Source organism: Gemmata sp., assembly GCF_051859125.1.
GTDB lineage: Bacteria > Planctomycetota > Planctomycetia > Gemmatales > Gemmataceae > Gemmata.
This window is the reverse complement of record NZ_JBHYGG010000310.1, coordinates 1,572-22,489: the sequence shown is the minus strand read 5'-3', so window position 1 is coordinate 22,489 and position 20,918 is coordinate 1,572. Positions and strand designations below refer to the sequence as shown.

The 20,918-nt window shown below is 70.3% G+C and carries 18 protein-coding genes; 6 read left to right on the top strand and 12 right to left on the bottom strand.

Annotated features, from left to right (window positions below; genetic code table 11):
* Window positions 1–235: 235 nt before the first annotated feature.
* The 3 genes from ACTIGN_RS33570 to ACTIGN_RS33560 all read right to left on the bottom strand — a co-directional run bounded on the left by ACTIGN_RS33570 (window position 236) and on the right by ACTIGN_RS33560 (window position 5,443).
* A complete protein-coding gene (locus ACTIGN_RS33570; protein WP_439632223.1) occupies window positions 236–1,795 on the bottom strand; it encodes a hypothetical protein in 1,560 nt (519 codons plus the stop codon).
* Between the two features lie 202 nt (window positions 1,796–1,997).
* Window positions 1,998–3,920, bottom strand: coding sequence for a hypothetical protein (locus ACTIGN_RS33565; protein WP_439632221.1), 1,923 nt, complete (start codon window positions 3,918–3,920; stop codon window positions 1,998–2,000).
* A 215-nt stretch (window positions 3,921–4,135) separates the two neighbouring features.
* Entirely contained in the window at window positions 4,136–5,443 is a 1,308-nt protein-coding gene (locus ACTIGN_RS33560) for a hypothetical protein (RefSeq protein ID WP_439632219.1), read from the bottom strand.
* Window positions 5,444–5,838: 395 nt separating this feature from the next.
* Here ACTIGN_RS33560 and ACTIGN_RS33555 point away from each other — a divergent pair, with 395 nt between their 5' ends.
* Window positions 5,839–6,396 (top strand): hypothetical protein, encoded by a 558-nt coding sequence (locus ACTIGN_RS33555; RefSeq protein ID WP_439632217.1) that lies wholly within the window; start codon window positions 5,839–5,841, stop codon window positions 6,394–6,396.
* Window positions 6,397–6,518: 122 nt separating this feature from the next.
* Complete coding sequence (locus tag ACTIGN_RS33550) at window positions 6,519–7,064, top strand: DUF2617 family protein (RefSeq protein WP_439632215.1); 546 nt, start codon at window positions 6,519–6,521, stop codon at window positions 7,062–7,064.
* Between the two features lie 62 nt (window positions 7,065–7,126).
* Here the strand turns inward: ACTIGN_RS33550 and ACTIGN_RS33545 are convergent, their stop codons facing one another.
* From ACTIGN_RS33545 to ACTIGN_RS33530, 4 genes are all read right to left on the bottom strand, one after another.
* Window positions 7,127–7,807 carry a hypothetical protein gene (locus ACTIGN_RS33545; RefSeq protein ID WP_439632213.1) on the bottom strand — a complete coding sequence of 227 codons (681 nt, stop codon included), beginning with the start codon at window positions 7,805–7,807 and terminating at the stop codon, window positions 7,127–7,129.
* A 165-nt stretch (window positions 7,808–7,972) separates the two neighbouring features.
* On the bottom strand, window positions 7,973–9,214 hold the full coding sequence (locus ACTIGN_RS33540; RefSeq protein ID WP_439632211.1) for a TIGR02996 domain-containing protein: 1,242 nt from the start codon (window positions 9,212–9,214) through the stop codon (window positions 7,973–7,975).
* Window positions 9,215–9,416: 202 nt separating this feature from the next.
* Entirely contained in the window at window positions 9,417–10,676 is a 1,260-nt protein-coding gene (gene argG, locus ACTIGN_RS33535) for an argininosuccinate synthase (RefSeq protein WP_439632209.1), read from the bottom strand.
* Between the two features lie 158 nt (window positions 10,677–10,834).
* Window positions 10,835–11,725 carry a large ribosomal subunit protein uL3 gene (locus ACTIGN_RS33530; RefSeq protein WP_439632207.1) on the bottom strand — a complete coding sequence of 297 codons (891 nt, stop codon included), beginning with the start codon at window positions 11,723–11,725 and terminating at the stop codon, window positions 10,835–10,837.
* A gap of 359 nt (window positions 11,726–12,084) precedes the next feature.
* Here ACTIGN_RS33530 and ACTIGN_RS33525 point away from each other — a divergent pair, with 359 nt between their 5' ends.
* Both ACTIGN_RS33525 and ACTIGN_RS33520 read left to right on the top strand, forming a co-directional pair.
* A complete protein-coding gene (locus ACTIGN_RS33525) occupies window positions 12,085–12,639 on the top strand; it encodes a hypothetical protein (protein ID WP_439632205.1) in 555 nt (184 codons plus the stop codon).
* 54 nt (window positions 12,640–12,693) lie between these two features.
* A complete protein-coding gene (locus tag ACTIGN_RS33520) occupies window positions 12,694–13,713 on the top strand; it encodes a 3'-5' exoribonuclease YhaM family protein (RefSeq protein WP_439632203.1) in 1,020 nt (339 codons plus the stop codon).
* A 21-nt stretch (window positions 13,714–13,734) separates the two neighbouring features.
* On the opposite strand, the gene ACTIGN_RS33515 is transcribed toward ACTIGN_RS33520, so the two are convergent.
* Window positions 13,735–14,352: a histidine phosphatase family protein gene (locus tag ACTIGN_RS33515; RefSeq protein ID WP_439632202.1), complete on the bottom strand. Its 618-nt coding sequence runs from the start codon at window positions 14,350–14,352 to the stop codon at window positions 13,735–13,737.
* A gap of 118 nt (window positions 14,353–14,470) precedes the next feature.
* Here ACTIGN_RS33515 and ACTIGN_RS33510 point away from each other — a divergent pair, with 118 nt between their 5' ends.
* Window positions 14,471–14,926, top strand: coding sequence for an NADAR family protein (locus ACTIGN_RS33510; protein ID WP_439632200.1), 456 nt, complete (start codon window positions 14,471–14,473; stop codon window positions 14,924–14,926).
* Between the two features lie 59 nt (window positions 14,927–14,985).
* On the opposite strand, the gene ACTIGN_RS33505 is transcribed toward ACTIGN_RS33510, so the two are convergent.
* The 4 genes from ACTIGN_RS33505 to ACTIGN_RS33490 form a co-directional block, all read right to left on the bottom strand.
* Window positions 14,986–16,395, bottom strand: a complete 1,410-nt coding sequence (locus ACTIGN_RS33505; RefSeq protein ID WP_439632198.1) for a hypothetical protein — start codon at window positions 16,393–16,395, stop codon at window positions 14,986–14,988.
* Window positions 16,396–16,670: 275 nt separating this feature from the next.
* Complete coding sequence (locus tag ACTIGN_RS33500; protein WP_144953504.1) at window positions 16,671–17,231, bottom strand: inorganic diphosphatase; 561 nt, start codon at window positions 17,229–17,231, stop codon at window positions 16,671–16,673.
* A 221-nt stretch (window positions 17,232–17,452) separates the two neighbouring features.
* Window positions 17,453–17,818 (bottom strand): Hsp20/alpha crystallin family protein, encoded by a 366-nt coding sequence (locus tag ACTIGN_RS33495; protein ID WP_439632196.1) that lies wholly within the window; start codon window positions 17,816–17,818, stop codon window positions 17,453–17,455.
* A 208-nt stretch (window positions 17,819–18,026) separates the two neighbouring features.
* On the bottom strand, window positions 18,027–18,455 hold the full coding sequence (locus ACTIGN_RS33490) for an Hsp20/alpha crystallin family protein (RefSeq protein WP_439632194.1): 429 nt from the start codon (window positions 18,453–18,455) through the stop codon (window positions 18,027–18,029).
* A 432-nt stretch (window positions 18,456–18,887) separates the two neighbouring features.
* Here ACTIGN_RS33490 and ACTIGN_RS33485 point away from each other — a divergent pair, with 432 nt between their 5' ends.
* Window positions 18,888–20,303, top strand: coding sequence for a DUF1501 domain-containing protein (locus tag ACTIGN_RS33485; RefSeq protein WP_439632193.1), 1,416 nt, complete (start codon window positions 18,888–18,890; stop codon window positions 20,301–20,303).
* Window positions 20,304–20,918 lie beyond the last annotated feature (615 nt).

Sequence of the window (20,918 nt, the reverse complement as noted above, 5' to 3'; positions counted from 1 at the left end):
CCCGCGCCGCGGGAGTCCCGTATCACGTCAGGCTGAAGAGCCGCCCTCGTTCTTGACCTTTCCCCTGGTGGGGGAGGTCGCCACGAGTCTTCGAGTGGCGGGCGGGGGGGAAGGCGAGAAGGCGCGTCGTGCGTTGCCCCCCACCCGGCTCGCCGAGCCCCGCCACCCTCCCCCACAAAGTGGGGAGGGCCGTGGAACAGGGCGAAACGATTCGGGCGCACCGGACCGCGGTTCACTACGGCAGGGCCGGGAGCGCCGGGCTGCCGGTGGGCGGCTTGGGGAGGTCGGTGGGCGCGGCGCGGGGGGCGCTGTCGGAGCCGGTCGGGGGCTTCGGCGACCCGCCGCCGGGCGGGCTCGGGGTGTTGCCGCCGCGGGCCTTGTTGATCGTCCCCGACGGCGTGTCCAGGTCCACGATCACCTCGGCCGGCGCGTTCTTGCCGTCCGGGTCGCGGAGCCCCCAGACGTGCTCGCCGGTGTTCGACGCCTTGTCCACCGCCCGGATGCGGACGTAGAACTTCCACAGGTTCTCGTCGGGCACCTCCCACGCGTACCGCCCGGTGTCCCGCGTCAGGTTGTTGTCGAGCCGGTACTTGATCTCGTTCCACTTCGCGGCCTTGGCGTCCAGGGACCACTCCAGGCTGATCGGCTGCGGCATCAGGTTCGGGTCGGCCGCCTTCCAGGTGATCTCGACGATCGGGCCCCGCGCGCCGCCCTTCTTCGCCTGCACGCCGGTGATCTGCACGTAGGGCATCGTGGTGTCCACGACGACGTACAGCATGGGCGGGTCCTCGCGGCGGGGGTCGTCGCCCTTCTTGCCGGCCCCGCTCTCGGGGAGGACGTAGAACCCGTAGGTGCCCTCCTCCTTCGCCTCGTAGGGGAGCGACAGCGACTGCGCCTGCGGGTCCTTGTCGCCCGGCATCAGCCGCACCGGGAACCGCTTCACCAGCTCCCAGTTCCCCTGGCTCTTGAGCACGAACAGGTGCGCCGCCTGCACGCCCGACCGGCCCATCCGCTGGATCGCGTAGTCGACGTCGAACTTGAGCGTGTTGACGTAGTCGATCCGCGGGGCCGGGAGGTTCGGGTTGCCCTGCGGCCAGTCGGCGACCGGCCCCTTGGGGAACCCGACGCCCGTGGCCGCGTCCGGCGGGATCTTCACGACCGGCGACACGCCCTCGTTGCCGGCGCGGTCGCGGGCCTGCACGCGGACCTCCAGCACCTTCCCGGGCGGGAGCTTCCAGGCGTAGGTGTCGCTCGCCCGGAACGCGCGCTCGGTGACGGTCGTCCACTCCTGGCTGGTCGGCCACTTGCACTGGAGCGTGACCCCGGCCGGGTCCAGGTTGTCGTCGGTGGTGCGCCACTCGACGCCGTTGTTCGACGGCTGGAGGCGGACCGCCGGCGGGGTCGCGTCGATGACGATCCGCTGCTGCGGGGTCAGCTCGTCGGACCGCGGGCTGGTGCTCCCGTCGGGGTACACGAACTGCACGGTGAACTCGTAGTCGCCGTCGCGCTCGGCGGCGAACAGGAACCCCTTCTTGCCGCCGTCGAGCTGCTGCATGCCGTCCGGCGGGAGCTTCGGCCCCTTCTGGAACGCGGACCGGTTCACCGAGTAGTAGAGCTGGAGGCTCGACGGCTTGTTGGGGAGCTTGGCGATGCGGTCCGCGTCGACCGGGATGCCGACGGTGCGGTGCGGCCAGAAGTACGGTTGGAGGTCGCCGTCCTGCGGGCGGGCCGGGGGCGCGAGCGCGGCGCACGCCGCGAGGCACCCGGCGACGACCAGGGCGTGTTCGCGTCGCATTGCCGCCCTCCCGAGGTGGAATCCTTCCGCCATCGGATGTAATCGGTCGCGGCAATATGCGGCCTTGAGCGAAACCGCCGGCCTGGTTTTGGGCAGCGACCGCTGGTTCGGGCGAGCGGGGGCGCGAGCCCCCCGAGGCAAGTGCGAAGGGAGACGAGAAGAACTCGGGGGGCTCGCGCCCCCCGCCCGCCAAGTCGGGACGTCACTTCGCGCCGGTGGGGGCCACCTTCGGGAGCGCGACCGGGGCCGGTGCGGCGGCCGGTGCGGTCGGGAACAGCCGCCGGGTCAGCAGCCCGCTCACCCCCGGCAGCAACAGCGCCCAGGACACCGCCGAGAGGAACCGGAGTCCCTTGGTCAGCACCCGCCGCCCGTCCGGGCCGGTGCGGGGCGCGCCGTCGGCCCCGGCCACCGCGGTGCCGGCCGCCGCCCGGTCCTGCTTTAGCGCGATCTGGTTGTCGGCGTCGAGGGCCAGGGCCAGGGCCGCGGCGCGGGCGTGCGAATCGGTCGCGGGGTTGAACGCGAACGTGAACCGCGGGAGGTTCGGTCCGCCCCGGAACCGGTCGCGGATCACCCGGTCCGGCAGGAACCCGATGAACATCACGATCATCAGCAGCTCGAACAAGTTCAGGCCCATCATCACGCCGATGGCCGCGTGCATCGCGGTGGCCAGGAGCAGGATCAGCCACCGGGCCCTGGTCCACACGAGGAACGGCAGCGAGATCTCGACGGCCAGGGTGAACCACACGCCGACGGTGCAGACCGTGTGGTACACCGCCTTGTGCTGGGCCACCCACCGCAGCGCGGCCTCGTACCACGAGTAGTTCAGCGGGGTGAACTCGGGGTTCACCGCGACCTCCCAGAACGCCGCCCCGGACCACCACGACACGCCCTTCAGCTTCGAGAGCCCGGCCGCCATGTAGATGAAGCACACGTGGACCTGGAGGAGCCGCAGCGCGAACCCGGCTGCGACCGACGGCGGCGGGCACGCGAGGAACGCCCGGGTGTTGGCGTCGATGGTCCCGGTCCGCTTCAGGCTCGCCCGCGCCGCCCGGTACCGGGCGATCAGGCGGTCGACCGACAGGGCCGCGCCGCTGTTCCCGATCATCAGGTAGAACAGCAGGATGTTCATCATCGTGTCCATGCCGAACAGCACCTGCGTGGTCCGGTGGATGTAGCCCACGCACGCGACCCACACGAGGGCCGAGGTGACGCGGGTGAACAGGCCGACGGTGAACAGCGCGATGGTCACGATGATCCCGGCGTGGATCAGGGCCATCTGGGTCGGGTCGGTGACGTGGAACCAGACCGAGAACCCCGCGTGCCCGGTGCGGTACGTGAGCCGGCGGTCGGCGTTCCAGTAGTTCAGGTAGTCGAGCCACTTCTCGCGCTCGGCCGGGTCCTCGGGCAGGTCGAAGATGTACCTCACCAGCGCGGCCCGGGACGCCGGGTGCAGCTCGATGAAGTGGTTGGCCACGTAGGTCGCGGTCGTGCGGCTCGCGTCGGCGGTCTGCGTCTTCGGGAGCACGGCCCAGAACGCCCGGACCTCGTCGGCGATCTTCTTCCGCTCGGCCGCGTCGCGGGTCAGGAAGAACCCGGGGACGCGGTCCGCGGCGGCCTCGACGGGCCGGTCCTTGGCCTCGCCGTTCTCGATCACGGTGACGGTCTTGTTCACCTCGTCGCCGGTCGGCAGGTCGCGGACGAACTCCATCGCCTGGCGGAACCCGTCGGGGTTGGACAGCTCGTTGGCCCGCTTCAGGTACGCCAGCGCCGCGGCCCGCTCGTTCGGGTTCCCGGGCACGTTGCGGAGGAACTCCATGAACGCGGCCCGGCGGTGCGGGAAGTCGGACAGCCGGGGCCACGCGCCGGGGTCGTCCCAGTCGGTGGGGGAGACGTAGACGGGCTGCTCGTGCCGCTCGCGGTCCACGAACGCGGCCGCGTACCACCCGTGCTTCCCGAAGAACGCCTGCAGGTCGCGGCTGTACGTCAGGTGCGTGTACAGCACCAGCAGCCCGGTGCAGATGCGGATGAACGCGAGGGTGGTCGGGTCCGTCGGGCGGAACCAGAAGTCGGCCCACCCGCGCCACCAGGGCTGGTTCGGCAGGGCGGGGGCTGGCGTCGTGCTCATGGATTGTGCCGGGTTCGTGGCAGAATGAAGTTTCGAGTTTCGAGTTCAACGTTCAAAGTTCAACGCCGGGAACCCAGTGCTCCCGCACCGGGCCCACAGACGCCGGCCCGTTCGGGGCGGAGACCTCAATCCCGGGCTCCGCTCTCTTCACCCCCGCAGGGGGTCGGCGTTCGTAGCCCGGTGCGGGAGCACTGGGTGGCGCGCGTAACCTGGACCTATTTTCGCGGGTTCATCCGGTACCACGGGAACACCTTGCCGGCCGTCTCGTCGGCGGCGAACACCTCGTCCCGCGACAGCCCCAGGGCGTGGACCGACATGAAGTCGTAGTACCCCTTCCCCTTGCCGTCAGACCCGGGCAGCGGGGTCGTCTGCGGGAGGATCGGGACGAGCCAGTACAGCATCCCGTCGTGCGGGTCGAGCAGGTTCCCGCGGGCGTCGAACTCGCCCAGGAAGATCGGCCGGTACGTCGCCGGGTGGTACGGGCTCGCGTACTCCCCGTTCGGGAGCTTCTGGCGGAACTGCTCGACCGACGTGGTGACGTGCTCGAGCCGGTACACCTTCACCGTGGTCCGGGCCGCCTCGTCCTTGTCCGCCGTGTGGTCGAGGATCACGTGCGAGGCGTACGACGGGAGCACGTACCGCAGCGCCTCGGCGGCCGGGAGGCGGTACTGCGACGTGGCCCCGTCGACCGGGTGGAACGGGATCGGGTTGGTCGCCGACGCGGCCCGCTTCTGCCGCCGGAACCACATCTCGGTCTCCTCGAACCGGCCGCCGCCCTGCGGGTTCGGCCGGGCCACCTGCTCGGTCAGCGACAGCCGGCGGAAGTACCCCAGGCCGAGCGGGTCCTTCAGGTCGTCGGGCCGCCGGGGCATGGTCACCCACTCGGTCCTGTACTCCTTGTTCCCGCTGGCGTCGGTCCCGGTCTCGGTCTTGAGGAAGAACACCAGGATGCTCGCGGGACCGGGGTCGGGCGAGTAGAAGTGGTAGGCGTTCCGCATGTAGATGAAGTTCAGGTACGGGTGGTACATGCGGGTCCACGCCTGCTCGACGATCCACGGCTGCGGGTGCGGCGAGGTCGTCGCCGCGAAGATCCCGCTGAAGTGGAACAGGACCGCGGCGGAGATCGCGGCCACCCGCCACCCGGTGGAGCTGAGGCACAGCACCGTGCCGGCCGCGCCGATCCCGGCCACCACCTGGAGGAACGCGACGAACGAGTCCCAGCTCACCGGCAGCGCGAACGAGCCGAGGAGCGCCGTGGCCCCGAACACGGTCCACGCCCACCACAGGTCGGCCCGCAGCGACACGGCCGCCCCCGCGGTGACGACGCCGAGGAAGATCAGGCCGGCCTGGACCGGGGTGAGGACGGCCGGGGCCGGGGCCGCGGTCGCGGCGACCACCGCCAGCGCGCCGGCCGCGGCGGTCAGGCCCAGGCCCAACAGCCCGGTGACCCGGACGAACGCCGGGTCGTGCGGCGGAACGGCGTCGGCCGGGGTGAGCGGGGGCGCGGGGGCGTCACGGTCCATGACGGCGGTCTCGGGGTGCGGGTGTGAGGCGAACCTGGGTACGTGCAGGATAACGGATCGGCCGGGGCGGGCGGAAGGCATAACCCCAATCCCCCCCGCTGCGTTGGCCCCGCACCGGGGCCGCCCGCACGAAAATCAGGACACGCGCGTCCGGAATGGAACCGCACAACACTCCTTCCCGGCATCTTCGGAACCGAAACGGCGGCGCAAATTCTCTACCGACGCCAATTTGCCCAGATTACCGTTGACGGTCCAAACCCCTCTACTTACCATCGACTTCGCGAGTCATCGCTGGGTCTGTTGCGGACCCAATGTCGGGAGACTGGACCTGCCCCAACCGTTTTCGGGCGGTCCCGCACACCTTGAGGGAGCACACGATGTACGGGATGGTATTGATGGTTGCGGTTACGGGTTCGGGCGACGCCACGAGCTTCGGCAAGCGGGGCGGCGGCTGCAACGGCGACGTCGTCGCGGGCTGCACGGGCGACGCGGGCTGCTCGGGCGGCGGCCACCACTTCCTCGGCGGCCGCGACCGCGGCGGCTGCTCGGGCGGCGGCCGCGAGCGTGGCGGGCTCTTCGGCAAGCACCACCGCGGCGGGTGCGACGGCGGCTGCACCGGCGCCCCGGCCGGCTGCACCGGCGTGATCGCGGCCCCGGCCGGTTGCACCGGCGGCGTCGTGGCCCCGGTTGTTGTCCCCGCCCCGGTTGTGGTTGCGGCCCCGTGTGCCCCGGCCTGCGAGCCGGCCCCGGTGTGCTGCGAGAAGGAGAAGCGCAAGGGCCTCTTCAGCCGCCTGTGCGGCAAGAAGAAGGACAAGGGCTGCGACACCTGCGCCGTCGCGGTTCCGGCCTGCGAGGCCCCGTGCGCCACGGGCACCGTCGTGGTCCCGCCGGCCGCCACCCCGCCGGCCACCATGCCGCCGGTGGCGGGCAAGAAGGACGCGGTCAAGGAGTGAGTTCGGTGTTCGAACACGGTTCGAACGGGACGGGGGCCATCTGGCCCCCGTTTTTTCGTTCCCCCCTCCGGTGTAGAATTGCACTTCCGACCGCCGCACCGTGACGGACCCCGGGGAGTGTGATGCGACCGCCGTTCGTTCGCCCGAAGGTGGCGGACCTCGTGTTCCGGCTCTACGACCGCCCGCTGCACCCGGAGCTGTTCGACGTGCTACTCGCGAAGGCGGTGCGGCGCGACGGGTACACGTTCACGGCGCGGCTCACGGCCACCGGCCACGTCCTGGGCTGGACCGACGGCCGCGTTCACATCGAGGAAGTCACCGCGACGGCCGACATGGACCTGCCCGCGACCGGCAAGCGGCTGGGCCACCGGTTCGAGGCGAGCCGCACCGCACGGTGTACGTTCCCGGGCGGGGTGCGGTACCAGGTGAGTTCGCAACTGGAGACGCTGCACCCGGAGCAGTTCGCGCACGTCCACGAAGAACTCGCCCTGGAGGGGGCGCGAAAGGGGCTGGCGTTCCACTGCAAGTCGGAGAACCGCCTGAGCCTGTCGCCGCTCGGCGTGGTCATCGCCACCGCGGTCCCGTCGGGCCTGAGCGTGACCGCGTACCACACCTTCCCGGACGAGTTCTCGCTCATCAAGACGCAGTCGCTCATCGAGTGGGAGTGACAACGGCGGGTGCTCGGTCGCGGTGCGGTCGGCGAAGGTTGCCGCGGAGGTGTCGACGCACCCTACCCCTTGCCGAGCACCAGATCGACGACCCAGCACCCGCGGACGTGGACCTGCTGCGGGTCGCGGCAGTGGGTCAGGATGCCGTCGTGCTCGCACCCCGCGTCCTGGAGCGCGTCGGCGAGGATCGGCATCGCGCCGAAGTCCCGCGCTTCATAGATGTGCTTCGCCAGTGACACCGCGGTGTCACTCCGCCACGCCGCGTCGAACGCCACCGGCTTGTACGGGTTCCCGAAGATGTCCCGGAACAGCGCGAGGTGAAACTCCGTCGCGGACAGTTGGTCCCGGCCGGGTACCGGGTCACACGCCAGTGAAGTCAGGATGCGCACCCACAACGGCCACTTCCGGTCGTCCACCAGGTCCGGGTCCAGGGTCTCGTATGCCCTCCATGAGAGGACGTGAGCAAGTCCCTCTCCGAGGTCGGGGGGCTCGTCTACGCCGGCCCGCAGGAGGACCGACTCGTGCCGGGCGTCGGCGTACCGCTCGGCGGCCTCCACCGCGGGTCGGTAATCCGGTGGGATATGGGTCCAGACCGCCCGGAGGGCGGCCACGAGCAGGAGTCGGATCCGGCGGTCCCACTCGGGTGCGGCAACGTCCCACCCGAGATGCAGACCATACTCGGACAGCTGCTGACACCAGTCCCAGGCGGCTGCCGGCGAGTCGTCGGGGGCATCTTCAACCATGTGGCTCATCTCTTGGCCAGCGCCGCTGCAATCAGGTCGGGGTCGTAGACGCAGCCGCCCCAGACGCCGCCGCTCGCGTGCTTGAGCGCGGCCCAGAGGCGCGTGTCGGCGGGGAGGGTCGGCGCGCCGGGCGTCGCGGTCCGTCGCGGGCGAGTTCCCGGGGCGTTAGAGGAACACGCGGTCGCCGAACCGCTTGCGGAGGCGGGCGGCCGCGGCCGGGGTGATGAGGTTCCCGTGCAGGTCGAGGTGGATCAGGCCGTCGAAGTGCGGCGACTCGGCCAGTGCGGTCGCGCCGGCGTCCTCGATCAGGTTCGACGCGAGGTCGAGGTGGACGAGGTTCTTGAGGTGCGGGCTGTTCGCGAGCGTCGTCGCGCCGCGGTCGCCGAGGGCGTTGTCGCGGAGGTCGAGGACGCGGAGGTTCGCGACCGCCGCGGTGCGGACCAGTGCGACGGCCGACGGCGGGTTCAGGAAGCACCCGCCCAGCGACAGGCTCCGGAGCTGCGGCAGGAACCCGGCGCGTGCGACCGCCGCCACGCCCTGGCCCTCGGGGTGCGTGCGGAGCAGGTGCAGGCTCTTGAGGTGCGGGAGCCGGGCCTCGGCCAGCGCCCGGAGCGACTCGGCCCGGAGGTTGTTGTCGCTCAGGTCCAACTCCTCGACGGCCGCCAGCGCCGGGGCCGCGACGAGTCGCGCCATCCGTTCCGAGTTGAGCCGGCACCCGGACAGGTCGAGCACCTTCAGTTGCGGCGGGTCGGCGAGCCGGGTGAGTTCGTTCACGAGCGTCTGCCCGCCGGCCCGGTCGTCGCGGCAACTGAGCGTGGTGAGCTGGCGGAACATGCGGCTGCGGACCACGGCCGTCGCGGTCTCGGCGGTCGTGAGCACGGCCCCGATGTGCAGCTCGCGGAGCCGCTCGTAGTGCGTCGCGCCGAGGAGCCAGCGGGCCGTGGGCGCCCCCATCCCCTGCGTGACGGCCAGGCGCACGAGCCGCGCGACCCACGGGGACGCGGCGAACTGCCGGGCGGTCGAGAGCTGCGAGTTCCGGAGGACGAGGGCCTCGACGGGGAACTGTTCGAACAGGTCGTCGGCGTGGGTGAGGAACGTGCCGGCGTCCTCGGCCTCGACGTGCGCCGGGAGCCCGCGGCGGAACGGGTCGCGCGCCCAGTCGAGGCCGTTGGGCAGCGCCGGGAGGTCGCGGACCCACGCACCGGGCATCAGGTCGCGCTCGTGGTGCCGCACCCGGACCCACGCGGGGTCCCACTCGGGGACGCGGGCGAGCTGCACCTGGGTGCGGACGAACGCGGCCCGCCGCGGGTCGCCGGCCTCCTCGACGGCGTCGGCGTAGACGAGCCGCAGGGTGTCGTCGTCGGGGGCCGCGAGGATCGCGCGGTACAGGGCGTCGGGGTCGGTCACGGCGGCGGTCTCAGGTTCCACCTGGGTGGCCGCGGCGGTCCCGCGGCACGTCCTGAGGGTATTTTAGCCTCGCACACCCGGCCCGCCCGTGCCACCTCAGAAGCGCCGGGGATTTGGGCGAGCCGGGAGCGTCAGCGACCGGAGTTGGGCGCTCCCCAAACCTCCGGTCGCTGACGCTCCCGGCTCGCCATGATTCCATGCCTCACCGCGCCGCCCACGCGGGGGCCGCGACCTGCCCGTTGGCCGCCAGCGCGCGGGCGCTGACTTGGAGCACGCGCAGGAACCCCTCGCTGTCGGCGTGGTCGAACGCGCCGATCGCCTCCATGCTCGCGTTCGCCTCGGAGTACATCTGGTGCGGCACGTCGGCGGCCGACTCGAACTCGGCCCGGCCCTTGTACAGCTTCACCGCGATCGTGCCCGTGGCGAGGGCGTTGATCGGCGCGAGCGCCGCACGGGCCACGTGCGTGCCGAGGTCGAACCCGTACCCCTGGTAGATCTGCTTCGAGACGAACAGTGAGAGCTGGTCGAACAGCTCGCGGCTCCGGCGGTCGAGGACGAGTTGCAGCAGGAAGGCGTAAGCGGTCCCGAGCAGCTCCATGCCGGGCGCCTCGTACACCCCGCGGCTCTTGATGCCGACGAACCGGTTCTCGACGAGGTGCGAGCAGATGCCGACGCCGTGCTTGCCGCCCACGGCGTTCGCCGCCTGGATCGCCTGGAACGCGGTCACCTTCTTCCCGTTGAACGCGACCGGCCGGCCGCCCTCGAACCGCACGGTGGCGACCTCGGGCGCGTCCGGCGCGTCCTTGGGGAGCACGCCCATGCCGGGGGTGACGAACCACGGGTCGGTGGTGAGGTGCTCGAGCTTGCCGGCCTCGTGCGTGAGGCCGAGCAGGTTCGCGTCGGTCGAGTACGGGGCGTCCTTGCTCGCGGTGATCGGGAGCTTGTGCGAGGTGCAGTAGTCGATCATCTCGCTGCGGCCGCGGAACCGCGCCAGGAACGCCTGGTCCCGCCACGGGGCGTAGACGCCGAACTCCGGGGCGAGCATGTTGGTGCAGAGCTGGAACCGCACCTGGTCGTTGCCGCGGCCGGTCGCGCCGTGGCCCAGCACCTTGATGCCGCGCTTCTTCATCTCGGGGACGATGCCGGCGACGATGACGTGCCGGCCGATGCCGGTGGTGTTCCAGTACGCGCCCTCGTACCGGGCCTGGAACTGGAGCACCTCGACCCCGCTCTCGGCGATCATGTCGTGGAGCGGGACCGCGACGTAGTCGGCCGCCCCGCACGCCCGCATCCGCTTCTCGATGGTGCCGAAGTCGGTCTCGTCGGGCTGGGCGATGTCGGCGGTGAAGCACACCACCTTGACGCCGTTGTCGGTGAGCCAGCGGGTCACGGTGCAGGAGTCGAGGCCGCCGCTCGCGGCGAACGCGACGGTCTGGCCCTTCAGGTCGGCAACGGTGGTCATGGGGTCCCTCGGTGGTTCGATGGGGATAGGATTACGAACCGCTCCGCCTGAAATAAATACGAAATTCGAAGCACGAAATCCGAAATGAGGAAGCCCCGGTTCGGGCTCTTCCTTTCGGATTTCGTGCTTCGAATTTCGTGCCTACCGCGGAGCGGAGGTTACTTCTTCTTGCCGCCGGCGAGTTCGACCTTCTTGGTCTTGGCCTTCGGCGAGCCGGGGCCGACCTTGTTGGTCGGGCTGACCATGACGAGCGTGCCGTTGTGGCCCGGGACGCCGCCGCGGACGAGCAGGATGTTGTTCTCGCCGTCCACCTTCACGACCGACAGGTTGCGGATCGTGACCCGCTCGGCCCCGTACCGGCCCGCGAGCTTGCGGCCCTTCTTCGGGCGGCCGCTACCGCGGTTGCTGGCCAGCGACGACGTCGAGCCGGGCTGCCGGTGGTTCTTCTTCGAGCCGTGCGCCGCCGGCAGGCCCGCGAAGTTCCACTTCTTCATGACGCCCGTCGTGCCGCGGCCCTTCGAGTTGCTGACCACGTCGACCGCGAGCACGTCCTTGAACACGTCGGCGACGCTGAGCACCTGGCCGACCTTCACCGTCAGGTCCTCGGCGTAGGCCTGGAACGGCTGCTTCGCGTCGCCGGTCGTCTTGATCCGCTCGACCGTCACCTTGGCCTCGCCCGTGGTGCAGTCGAACTTGGTGACGAACCCCTTGCCCTTGTCGAGCCGGAACTCGCGGACGTGCCGCTGCGGCTCGCAGTCGGCCTTCGGCGGGAGGGCGACGCCGGCCTTCTGGCGGGCCTCCTTCCGCTTCGACTTCAGGCCCGCCGCGACGTGGCCCTGCTCCGGGCGGGTCGCCGCCTTGCGGGGCTTGTCCTTGAACCCGAGCTGCACGGCCGGGTAGCCGTCGCCCTTGGCGGTGTCCGTCTTGGGGGTCTTGATCTGGAGCACCGGGCACGGCCCGAGCTGCAGGATCGTGACCGGCTCGACCGTGCCGTCGCCGACGAACACCTGCGACATGCCGAGCTTGAAACCGAGGAGACCGAGAGACATTGGAGCGCCTTCTGCCGCAACGTGGCGGCCTCTGTGACCCGCGGCCGGCCTGCGATCGGGACGGTGCCCTCGCATCAGCCGGTGGTGTGCCGGGGTGCAGGTAATGGAAGAGTGAATTGTAGGGGCCGCGGGACGCGCGGCAACCGGCCCCTTGAGTGGGCAGTGGGCAGGGGGTAGTCCGGCGACCGACCCGGGCGAACCCTGAGCGCCAGCGAGGGGGTGGGGCGCACCCCCTCGCTGGCGCTCAGGGTTCGCCCGGACACCTGCCCCAATCCACAAGCAGCGCGAACGGCCTCGCCACGTAGCCCACTGACGCTCACTTGGGTATCCTCGGGGAAACCCCACGAGGTGCGCCCGCCGTGTCCAGACTCCTCCTCACCCTCTGGTTGTTGGTTCTTCCGCTCACTGGGATGGTGTTCCTGTCGTACCGGTTCGATCACTGGGGCATTGACACCAGCGAGGAAGCGGCGACGGGCATTCGCCCCGGCATGACGATCCAGGAGGTCGAGCGGATCGTGGGGGGACCTCCGGGGGATTACCGCTCCCCGGAGCCCGTCAGGTTCCGGAAGTACTCCGGCAATCAGTGGCCGTACGTATTGGAGTGGACGACGTACAACGGGCGGATTGAGGTGCGCGACGGGGAGTGGGGTATCCAGGGGCCACCACCGTCCCGAGCCACGGCGCACCATGATCCGAACAGCAGTGAACTCCAGGAGTGGTCAACCGCCGACGGCGTCGTTGATTCGGTGCGGTGGTCAGCAGTTGAGCCGCAAAGGAGTAACTGGAAATTAGCGGAGGCCGCATTCTGGAGAGCGCTCTTTTGCTTCGGGTTCACCTGGTTTCTGTACGCCGCGCTCCTGAGACACAACCGAGGTTCAAACCCCGCCACACCTTCATCCGGACCTGCCTCGTAGCCCGCTGACGCTCGCCCGGGTATCCTCGTGGGAACCCCCGCGAGGTGGAACGCCATGTCGAAGCCCAAGAAGCTCCCCGTGCGGCTCAGCGAGATGACGCCGGGGCAGCACGCCGACTGCTTCGCCCAGCTCGCGGAGAAGACCCCGCGGTCCACTCGCGACGGCAAGCCGTTCTACTCGTGCCGGTTCCGGGACCAGCGCCGCACGGTCAGCGTCATGGTCTGGGCCGACGGCGGGTTCTATGAAGCGTGTCAGCGCGACTGGACCGTGGGCGGGTTCTTCAAGCTCCGCGGCACGTTCTCCGAGCACGAGAAGTTCGGCCCGCAACTCGAAGTCGAGCAGGCCCGGCCGGTCCTCGAGCGGGACCGCGAGGACGGGTTCTGCGAGCGCGACTTCGTCGAGCGGTCCCGGTTCGACCCCGACGCGCTGTTCGCCGACCTCCGCGACACGGTCGCCCGCGAACTCCGCGACGAACCGCTGCTCGCGCTCGTTTTGAAGCTCCTCGACACGCACGCAGCCGAGCTGAAGGTGATCCCCGCGTCGGCCCGGCACTACTACCCGTTCCCCGGCGGGTGGCTCGAACACACGCTCGGCGTCGTCCGCAGTTGCACGCTCCTCGCGGACCGGTACGCCGCACAGTTCCCCGACCTGAAGCCGCCGCTGAACCGCGACCTCGTCGTCGCCGGGGCGGCGCTCCACGACATCGGCCGCGTGCGGGAACTGGAGGTCGCTGCGCCGGGCCAGCCGGCGAGGCCCGGCGTGAGCGGGGAGCTGTTCGGGCACCTGTTCCTCGCCTACGACCTCATTCGCGAGGCTGCCCGCGGAGTGCCCGACCTGAACCCGGAACTGCTGGAGTTGCTGCTGCACGTCGTGGTGACGCACCTTCGCATCCCCGAGTGGGGCTCGCCGCGGCTGCCGTGCGTGCCCGAGGTGCTGATCCTGCACCACGCCGACGACCTGGACGCGAAGTTCGAGATGTACGCCCGGTGCCTGACCCGCGACACCACCGACGGCCCGTTCACCGAGCGCGACGCCGTCCTCGGCCGGCCCCTGCTGAAGCAGCGCAGCGTGTGACGCTGCGACCCGGTCCCGCCGCTACTCCGCCGAGTCGCCCGGCATCAGCCGTTGCGGGCGGTCGGCGAAGGTCGCCGTTCCGTCGGCGGCGTAGGTGATCTCCCAGACCCGGTCGAAGACGTTGTCCTTCCAGCGGAGGGGGGCGCTCCTGGCCCCGAGCAACTGGGCGAGCTCCGGGGTGGCGCCGTGCCGCCAGCTAATCAGGACCGTTTTGCCGGCGTACCGGGGGTTCCCGAAGAGTTCGCGGGCCAAGTCCGCGGGGGCGTCGTTGGTGAAGCCCGCGTCGATCGGCAGGTTGAGTTTCGCGGCCAGCGGGGCCACCGTGAGCACGGGGCGGTGGCTCTTCCCGGAGTTCCGCGCGGCGAAGATGAAGTCGGGCGCCGCGAACGGCTCCGGCCGCGCGTCGGACCTCTCGAACAGCGCGTGCAGCGCCTCGGCCCGCGCCGTGCCTTCCGCCGAGAGGTCGGTGGAGTTCGCCCGGTCCGGCGGCTTCTCGGCGTGGCGGATGATGAGCACCTGCCGCGGGTGCGTCCGCGGGCCTTCGGCGTGCCTCGGGGCGCAGCCCGCTGCCGCAAGGGCGACCGCGGCCGCGACCGGCACGAGTCGAGACAATCCGAACCGGGGGAGTGCGGGGGCCATTCGCGGTCACCTCGGGGCGCCAGGGCGGGGACAACAATTGTAGGCCGCCGCGCGAACCGCCGCCGTCCCCCGAGCGTCCTTTACCGCCCCGCACCCGAGCCCACCCCGGAGGCCCGCAATGCCCGACGCGACACCGAAGGCCGTGATCGAGTTCTACTCCACGACCGGCGACTACGGGTGCTTCTCGAACTTCTCGCGGCACCCGATCTTCCTCAAGGGGAAGCGGTGGCCGACGAGCGAGCACTACTTCCAGGCCCAGAAGTTCGCCGGCGAGCCCGACGAGGAGGAGGTTCGGAGGGCGCCGAAGCCGGCGCAGGCCGCGAGCATGGGCCGGGACCGCAAGCGCCCGCTGCGGCGCGACTGGGAGGCCGTGAAGGAGCGGGTGATGCTCGACGCGCTGCGGGCCAAGTTCACCCAGCACGAGGACCTGAGGGCCGTGCTGCTCGGCACCGGCGACGCGACGCTGGTCGAGCACACCGCGAACGACGCGTACTGGGGCGACGGCGGCGACGGCTCCGGCAAGAACCGCCTCGGCCAGTTGCTCATGACGCTGCGGGAGGAACTGCGGCAGTAACGGAGCCGGCCGCGGGCACATCGCCCGCGGCCGGTGCGTCGTTCATGGTCACCCGCTGGTCACGGCGCCGGGTTGCTGCCGTTGAGGCCCGCGGGCGAGAAGTACACCCCCGGGAACACGATCGGCACCTGGAAGTACGGCCCGTCCCCGGCCACGATGAACATGTCCGTGACGAGGTCGTCGTAGCTCGTGTTGCGGGAGGCGGGGGTGATGTCGTCGGCCAGCTCGTTGATGGCGATCTCGACGTTGCGGCCGTACGACGCGGGGTAGGGGACGTTGAACTCGCCGATGGGCACGCCGGTCTCCCCGCTGATGATCTGCACGTTGGTCGAGTTCCTCAGGCTCACGTAGATCTCGCCGCCGCGGAGGCCGTCGGTGCTCCCCGCGGCGACGTTGATCCCGGTCGTCGCGATGCTGCTGCCCGTGTCGAACACGAAGTACTCGGCCCGGAGGGAAACGGCCGGGAACTGGGCGTCGTAGATCCGCAGCAGCGGGGCGCTCCTCGCCTTCCCGACGATGATCTCGTTGTAGTCGGGCTCGGTGTCGCCGGTCGGGTCGAAGAAGGCGGCGTCGATGTTGGTCGACGCGAGCGACACGCCGCCCTTGTAGGTGGCCTCGAACGCCTTGAACTTGCGGACCTCGAAGAAGGACTTGCCCGCCGAGTTCGGGTCGACCGAGAAGGCCTTCACGACGGAGCCGTTCGTCTCCTGGCCGACGAGGATCTCGCGGGTGTAGTCCCCGGTCACGTTCCCCGTCGTCACCTGGATGCCGCCGACGTAATTCGGCCCGAAGGGCGTCAGGAGGGCCTGGGACCGGAACTGGTTGCCCGTGAACGAGTACACCCGCACCCGCCCCGTTCCCCCGGCGGCCGTCGAAACGATGATGTCCTTTTGAAGTGTCGCGGCGGTCCCGCCGTCGGCCGCCCCGGGGAGCATTTGAGGAGGAAAAGTAATGTACTCGAATGAGAAGGCGTCGATCACGTTCGTGATCGTGAACTCGCCGTCGTAGCTGTACGTGATGGTGCCCGTCATCGCGTCGAACACGTTGGCGCCCGAGATCCTGACCGTCTGCCCCACCGTGAACCCGTGGGGGAGCCCCGCCCCCACGTTGACGGTGACGGTGCCGTCACCGGCCATCGAGATGCCGCCCACGGTAATGGCCTTGGGCGAGCCGGCCAGCCCGTTGACCTCACCGACCGCCACGTGGATGCCGCCGGTCCACCCGGCGAACGGCGTCACCTGCTGCTTCAGTACCCCGTTCGAGTCGAAGATCTTAACGACGCCGAGGGTGCCGGGGCCGGTCCCGGTCACGTACTCGTAGTCGGTGCCGCCGGGGGTCAGGCTGTTGCCGGGGATCACGTCCCCCACTGCGAGCGACTCGCCCTGGTTCGGTGCGAAGGTCGCCGGGACGGTGCGGTCTTCCAGCATCTCCACACCGAGCCGGGTGCGGGGCGCGTTCTTGCGGCTCATATCGGGCATCTCGTCCTCACCGTCGGAGAGTGGCGCGGGTGCGTCTGTACACAGCAGTCAACCAAAGATACCCGCGAATTCGGACACGGCGCGGCGAATAATCGCGCCGCGGGCCAAGGCAGGGCGGCACGCACGGTACGGCACGCGCCCCCGGAACGACCGGGCGCGACACGAGTTGTGCCCGCAGCCCGACCGGCGGAAGCGCCCGAGCCGGCGCGGCCGGCGCATTCATTTCAACAGACGGATGTGAGGCGGTGATGAGTACCGGGGCGGCGTCAATCGTTGATGTTGCCCAGCGACGAGCGGAACCGGGTGACCGACTCGCGGACCTCGGCGGTGCCGTTCTCGTTCGACGACCACCCGAGGGGCTCGATCGTCACCCCCTCCAACTGTTTGTAGGTCGTGAAGAAGAACTCGACCTCGCGCAAGAAGTGGACCGGGACGTCCTCGAGCTTGCGTATGTGCGCGAACAGCGGGTCCTTGTGCGGCACCGCCAGGATCTTGAAGTCGTTGAACCCCTTGTCCTTCATGCGGAAGATGCCGACCACCCGGGCCTCGATCAGGCACCCCGAGAACGTCGCCTCGTTCACCATCACGAGGATGTCGAGCGGGTCGCCGTCCTCGGCGAGCGTCTGCGGGATGAACCCGTAGTCCCCGGGGTACACCGCCGAGCTGTACAGGTACCGGTCGAGCTTGATGAGGCCGGTGACCTTGTCCACCTCGAACTTGTTCCGCCGCCCCTTGGGGATCTCGATGATCGAGTTGACGACGGACGCCTCGCCGGTGCCCGGCGGGATCATCATGTAGTCGCGGAGGTAGTCGCGGCGTGCGAACATGACTGGTGACGGTGGTTGTGGGGTGCGGGTGCGGGCCTCGCGTCGCGGGGGGCGGCGCGACCGCACCGCCCGCCGGAACGGACACCGGGACAATCTACGACCACCGCCCCCGAACCAACACCCCACCACTGCCCGCAACCAATCCGAAGCACGAAATCCGACACCGGTTGTCGGGCTCTCGTTCGTGCTCCGTGCTTCGTGCTTCGAATTTTCGCCGCCGGTCACCCGGTCACGGCGATCCGCTTCGGCTTGACCGCCTCGACCTTCGGCAGGTGGACCGTGAGCACGCCGACCTTCAACTCGGCCGTGATCCGGTCGGCCGCCACGGTCTCGGCCACCCGGAACACCCGGTGGTAGTTCGTCGGGTCGTACTCGCGGGTCGCGGGCCGCCGCCCGTGCACCGACAACTCGCCCCTCTCGAACCGGATGTCCACGTCGCCCGGCTTCACCCCGGGCATGTCGGCGACCACGAGGAACTCGCCCTCGGTCTCCAGAACGTCCACCCGCGGGCCGACGGTGACCGACCGCTCCTCGGCGGGGGCCGCGGGGCCGTTCTGGGCGGGCGCTTCGCGTGCAAGGTTCGTCACGACACGTTCTCCTTAATTGGGTGGTGATGTGTGATTGGACTACCGAGCCACGGGGCTCACCCGGGGCCCTCGTTCCGTTGAGTCGTTGCCCTCACGCGGGCCGCCACGGAGGGCGGCCCCTACCGGACCAGAGCTGTTGGTTTGTAGGGGCCGCCCTCCGTGGCGGCCCGCCAGCCGCCATCGACGGCAACCGAGCACCTCCGGCGCGTCACTCGCCCTTGACGACGATCTTCCGGGGCTTGGCGGCCTCGTGCTTCGGGAGCGTCAGCTTCAGGACCCCGTCGGTGTACTTCGCCTCGACGCGGTCGGCGTCCACGAGGGCCGGGAGCCCGACGACGCGGGTGAACTTCCCGAACGGCCGCTCCTGCCGCAGCCACACGGCCCCGGCGACCTCGGGCGGGTTCCGCTCGCCCGACACGGTGAGCTGGTTCCCCTCGGTCACGGTCACCTCGAGCTGGGCCGGGTCCACGCCGGGCAGGTCGGCCTCGGCGTACACGGCGTGCTCGTCCTCCCACACGGTGAGTTGGGGCGCGGTCGCCGGCGTGCCGGCCCGACTCAGCCACTTCGCGAACTCGTCCTGCACCTGGTTGAACTCGTTCCACAGCGCCCCGAACGGGTGATGGCGGGTCTGAAACATGAGCACTCCTCCTTCACGGTTGGGTTGGCCCGGGGTCGCCCCCGGTCACTGCATTGGATGGGACGCCCTCTGAAACGATTCGCGCCACAGCGGGCCTCGGAACTGCTGCATTTCAAGATCCGTGCCAAACTCCGGGGCTCCCCCGCGGCCGCGCCCGAGGTGCAAAAAAGTCAAGAATTTGCGGCAGGCGCGGGCCGCCGGTAACCATTCCCTGGCGAGCGTCGTTTGGGCCCGGTGGTGCAAAAATGGCAGGCGCGGGGATTTCGTGGTTGAGCGGGGGCGGGCGATCCGACATGATGACGAGTGCCGAGCCTTGCCCCGCCCCCGCCGCCTTTCCACCGGCCCGACCGCTTGCCCCGCCGACTCCGGCCGCTCCCGGCCCCCGGTCCGCACTCCCGCCCCACCGCACCCACACTTCGACGAGGCCCACCCATGCTCACGATCAGCGACACGCGACGGAGCCGCCACTGCCAGGGGGCGTCGCGCCGTGACTTCCTGAAGGTCGGAAGCCTCGGCCTGTTCGGCGGCCTCGGGCTCCCCGAACTGCTCGCCGCACGCGCCCGGGCCGGGGACGGCAACCAGCCGACCACGAAGAAGGACCGCGCCGTCGTGCTGCTGTTCCTGTCCGGCGGCCCGTCGCACATCGAGTTCTTCGACCCGAAGATGTCGGCCCCCGAGGACGTGCGGAGCATGACGGGTGAGGTGAAGACCCGCACCCCGGGCGTCACCTTCGGCGGCACGTTCACGAAGCTCGCGAGCATGACCGACAAGTTCACCGTCGTGCGGTCCTATGCCTCGATGAACGCCGACCACACGTACCTGTCCGTGACGAGCGGCGGGAACCCGCTCAAGGCGTCGATGGGGGCGATGTACGCCCGCGTCGCCGGGACCACGAACCCGGACACCGGCATCCCGTCGAACGTGCTCGTGCTCCCCGAGGCGGTCGAGCCGGGGCTGAAGCTCGGTAGCAACTTCGAGACGGGCGCGCTGCCGACCCTGACGGCCCCCGGCGAACTCGGGCCGGGGTACGCGGCGTTCGACCCGAGCGGCGGCGACCAGCTCAAGAAGAACCTGCAGATGAACATCCCGCAGGAGCGGTTCAGCGACCGCCGGCACCTCCTCGCGGGGCTCGACACGGTCCGCCGCGGGGCCGACGCGTCGGGGCTCATGGAGGGGCTCGACCGGTTCCAGCAGCAGGCGTTCGACGTGGTGGTCCGCGGGGTCGGCGACGCCTTCGACGTGTCGAAGGAGGACCCGAAGACGGTCGCGCGGTACGACACGAGCGGCCTGTTCCCGCGCGCGGGCCTCGCCAAATTTCACGACATGAAGCGGTCGTCGAACCTGCTCGGCAAGCAGTTGCTCCTGGCCCGGCGGCTGTGCGAGGCCGGGTGCGGGTTCGTGACCGTGTCGGACTGCGGGTGGGACATGCACGCCAACGAGAACAGCCCGAAGAACATGGCCGGGCTCCCGCCGATGACGAGCCAGGTGGACCACGCCGTCGCCGCGTTCCTGGAGGACGTCCACGAGCGCGGCCTGTCCGACAAGATCCTCCTCGTGGTCACCGGCGAGATGGGCCGCACCCCGCGGCGGAACAAGAACGGCGGCCGCGACCACTACGCGAACCTGACGACGCTCCTGCTGGCCGGCGGGGGCCTGAAGGACGGCCAGGTGATCGGCCAGTCGGACCGGACCGCGTCGCAGCCGGCGACCGAGCGGTACACGCCGAAGAACCTGCTCGCGACGGTCATGGGCAGCGTCCTCGACCTCGGCGAGGTCCGGGTGCGGCCGGGCCTGGGCCGCGTCGCCAACGCACTGACCGAGAACGACCCCATCCCCGGACTACTGTGACCGGGGGCGAGTTCAAGGTAGAAGGTCCGCGGTTGGTCTGGTGCGGCAGGCATGCTTGCCTGCCTCCAGACGCCTCACGAGGCAGACCAGAACGTCTGCCCCACCAAAGCATCTCCGGTCGCTGACGATCCCGGCCCGCCGTGCGCCAGGGTTTCTCGCCCGCCCATTCGAGTCGCCTCGCGCCAAATGTGAAGCTGTACCGGTTCCGCCGACCCCGGGGCGTCGGGTGAATCCCCCGGTCCCGACATTGGGCGACTCCGCCGCTGCCGGCCGTGCCGAATCTAGTGCTGGACGGGGCGGTGACGCCCGAACTGCTCTGCACCACTTTAACGCAAGGAGGCGTTATGCTGGGTCGCAAGCTCGGACTTCTTTCGTTCTTCCTCGGGACCGGCGCGGCGAGCGCGCAGGTACCGTACGCGGCCCCGGCCGCTTACCCCGCACACCCCGCCGCGGTCCAGCAAGGGATGATGCCGGGCGGATATCCGATGGCGGCACCGTACGGGCAGTACCCGGGCTACGCCCCACCCGGCTACGCCCCACCCGGCTACGCGCCACCGGGGTACGCGCCACCGGGGTACGCGCCACCGGGGTACGCGCCACCGGGGTACGCGCCAC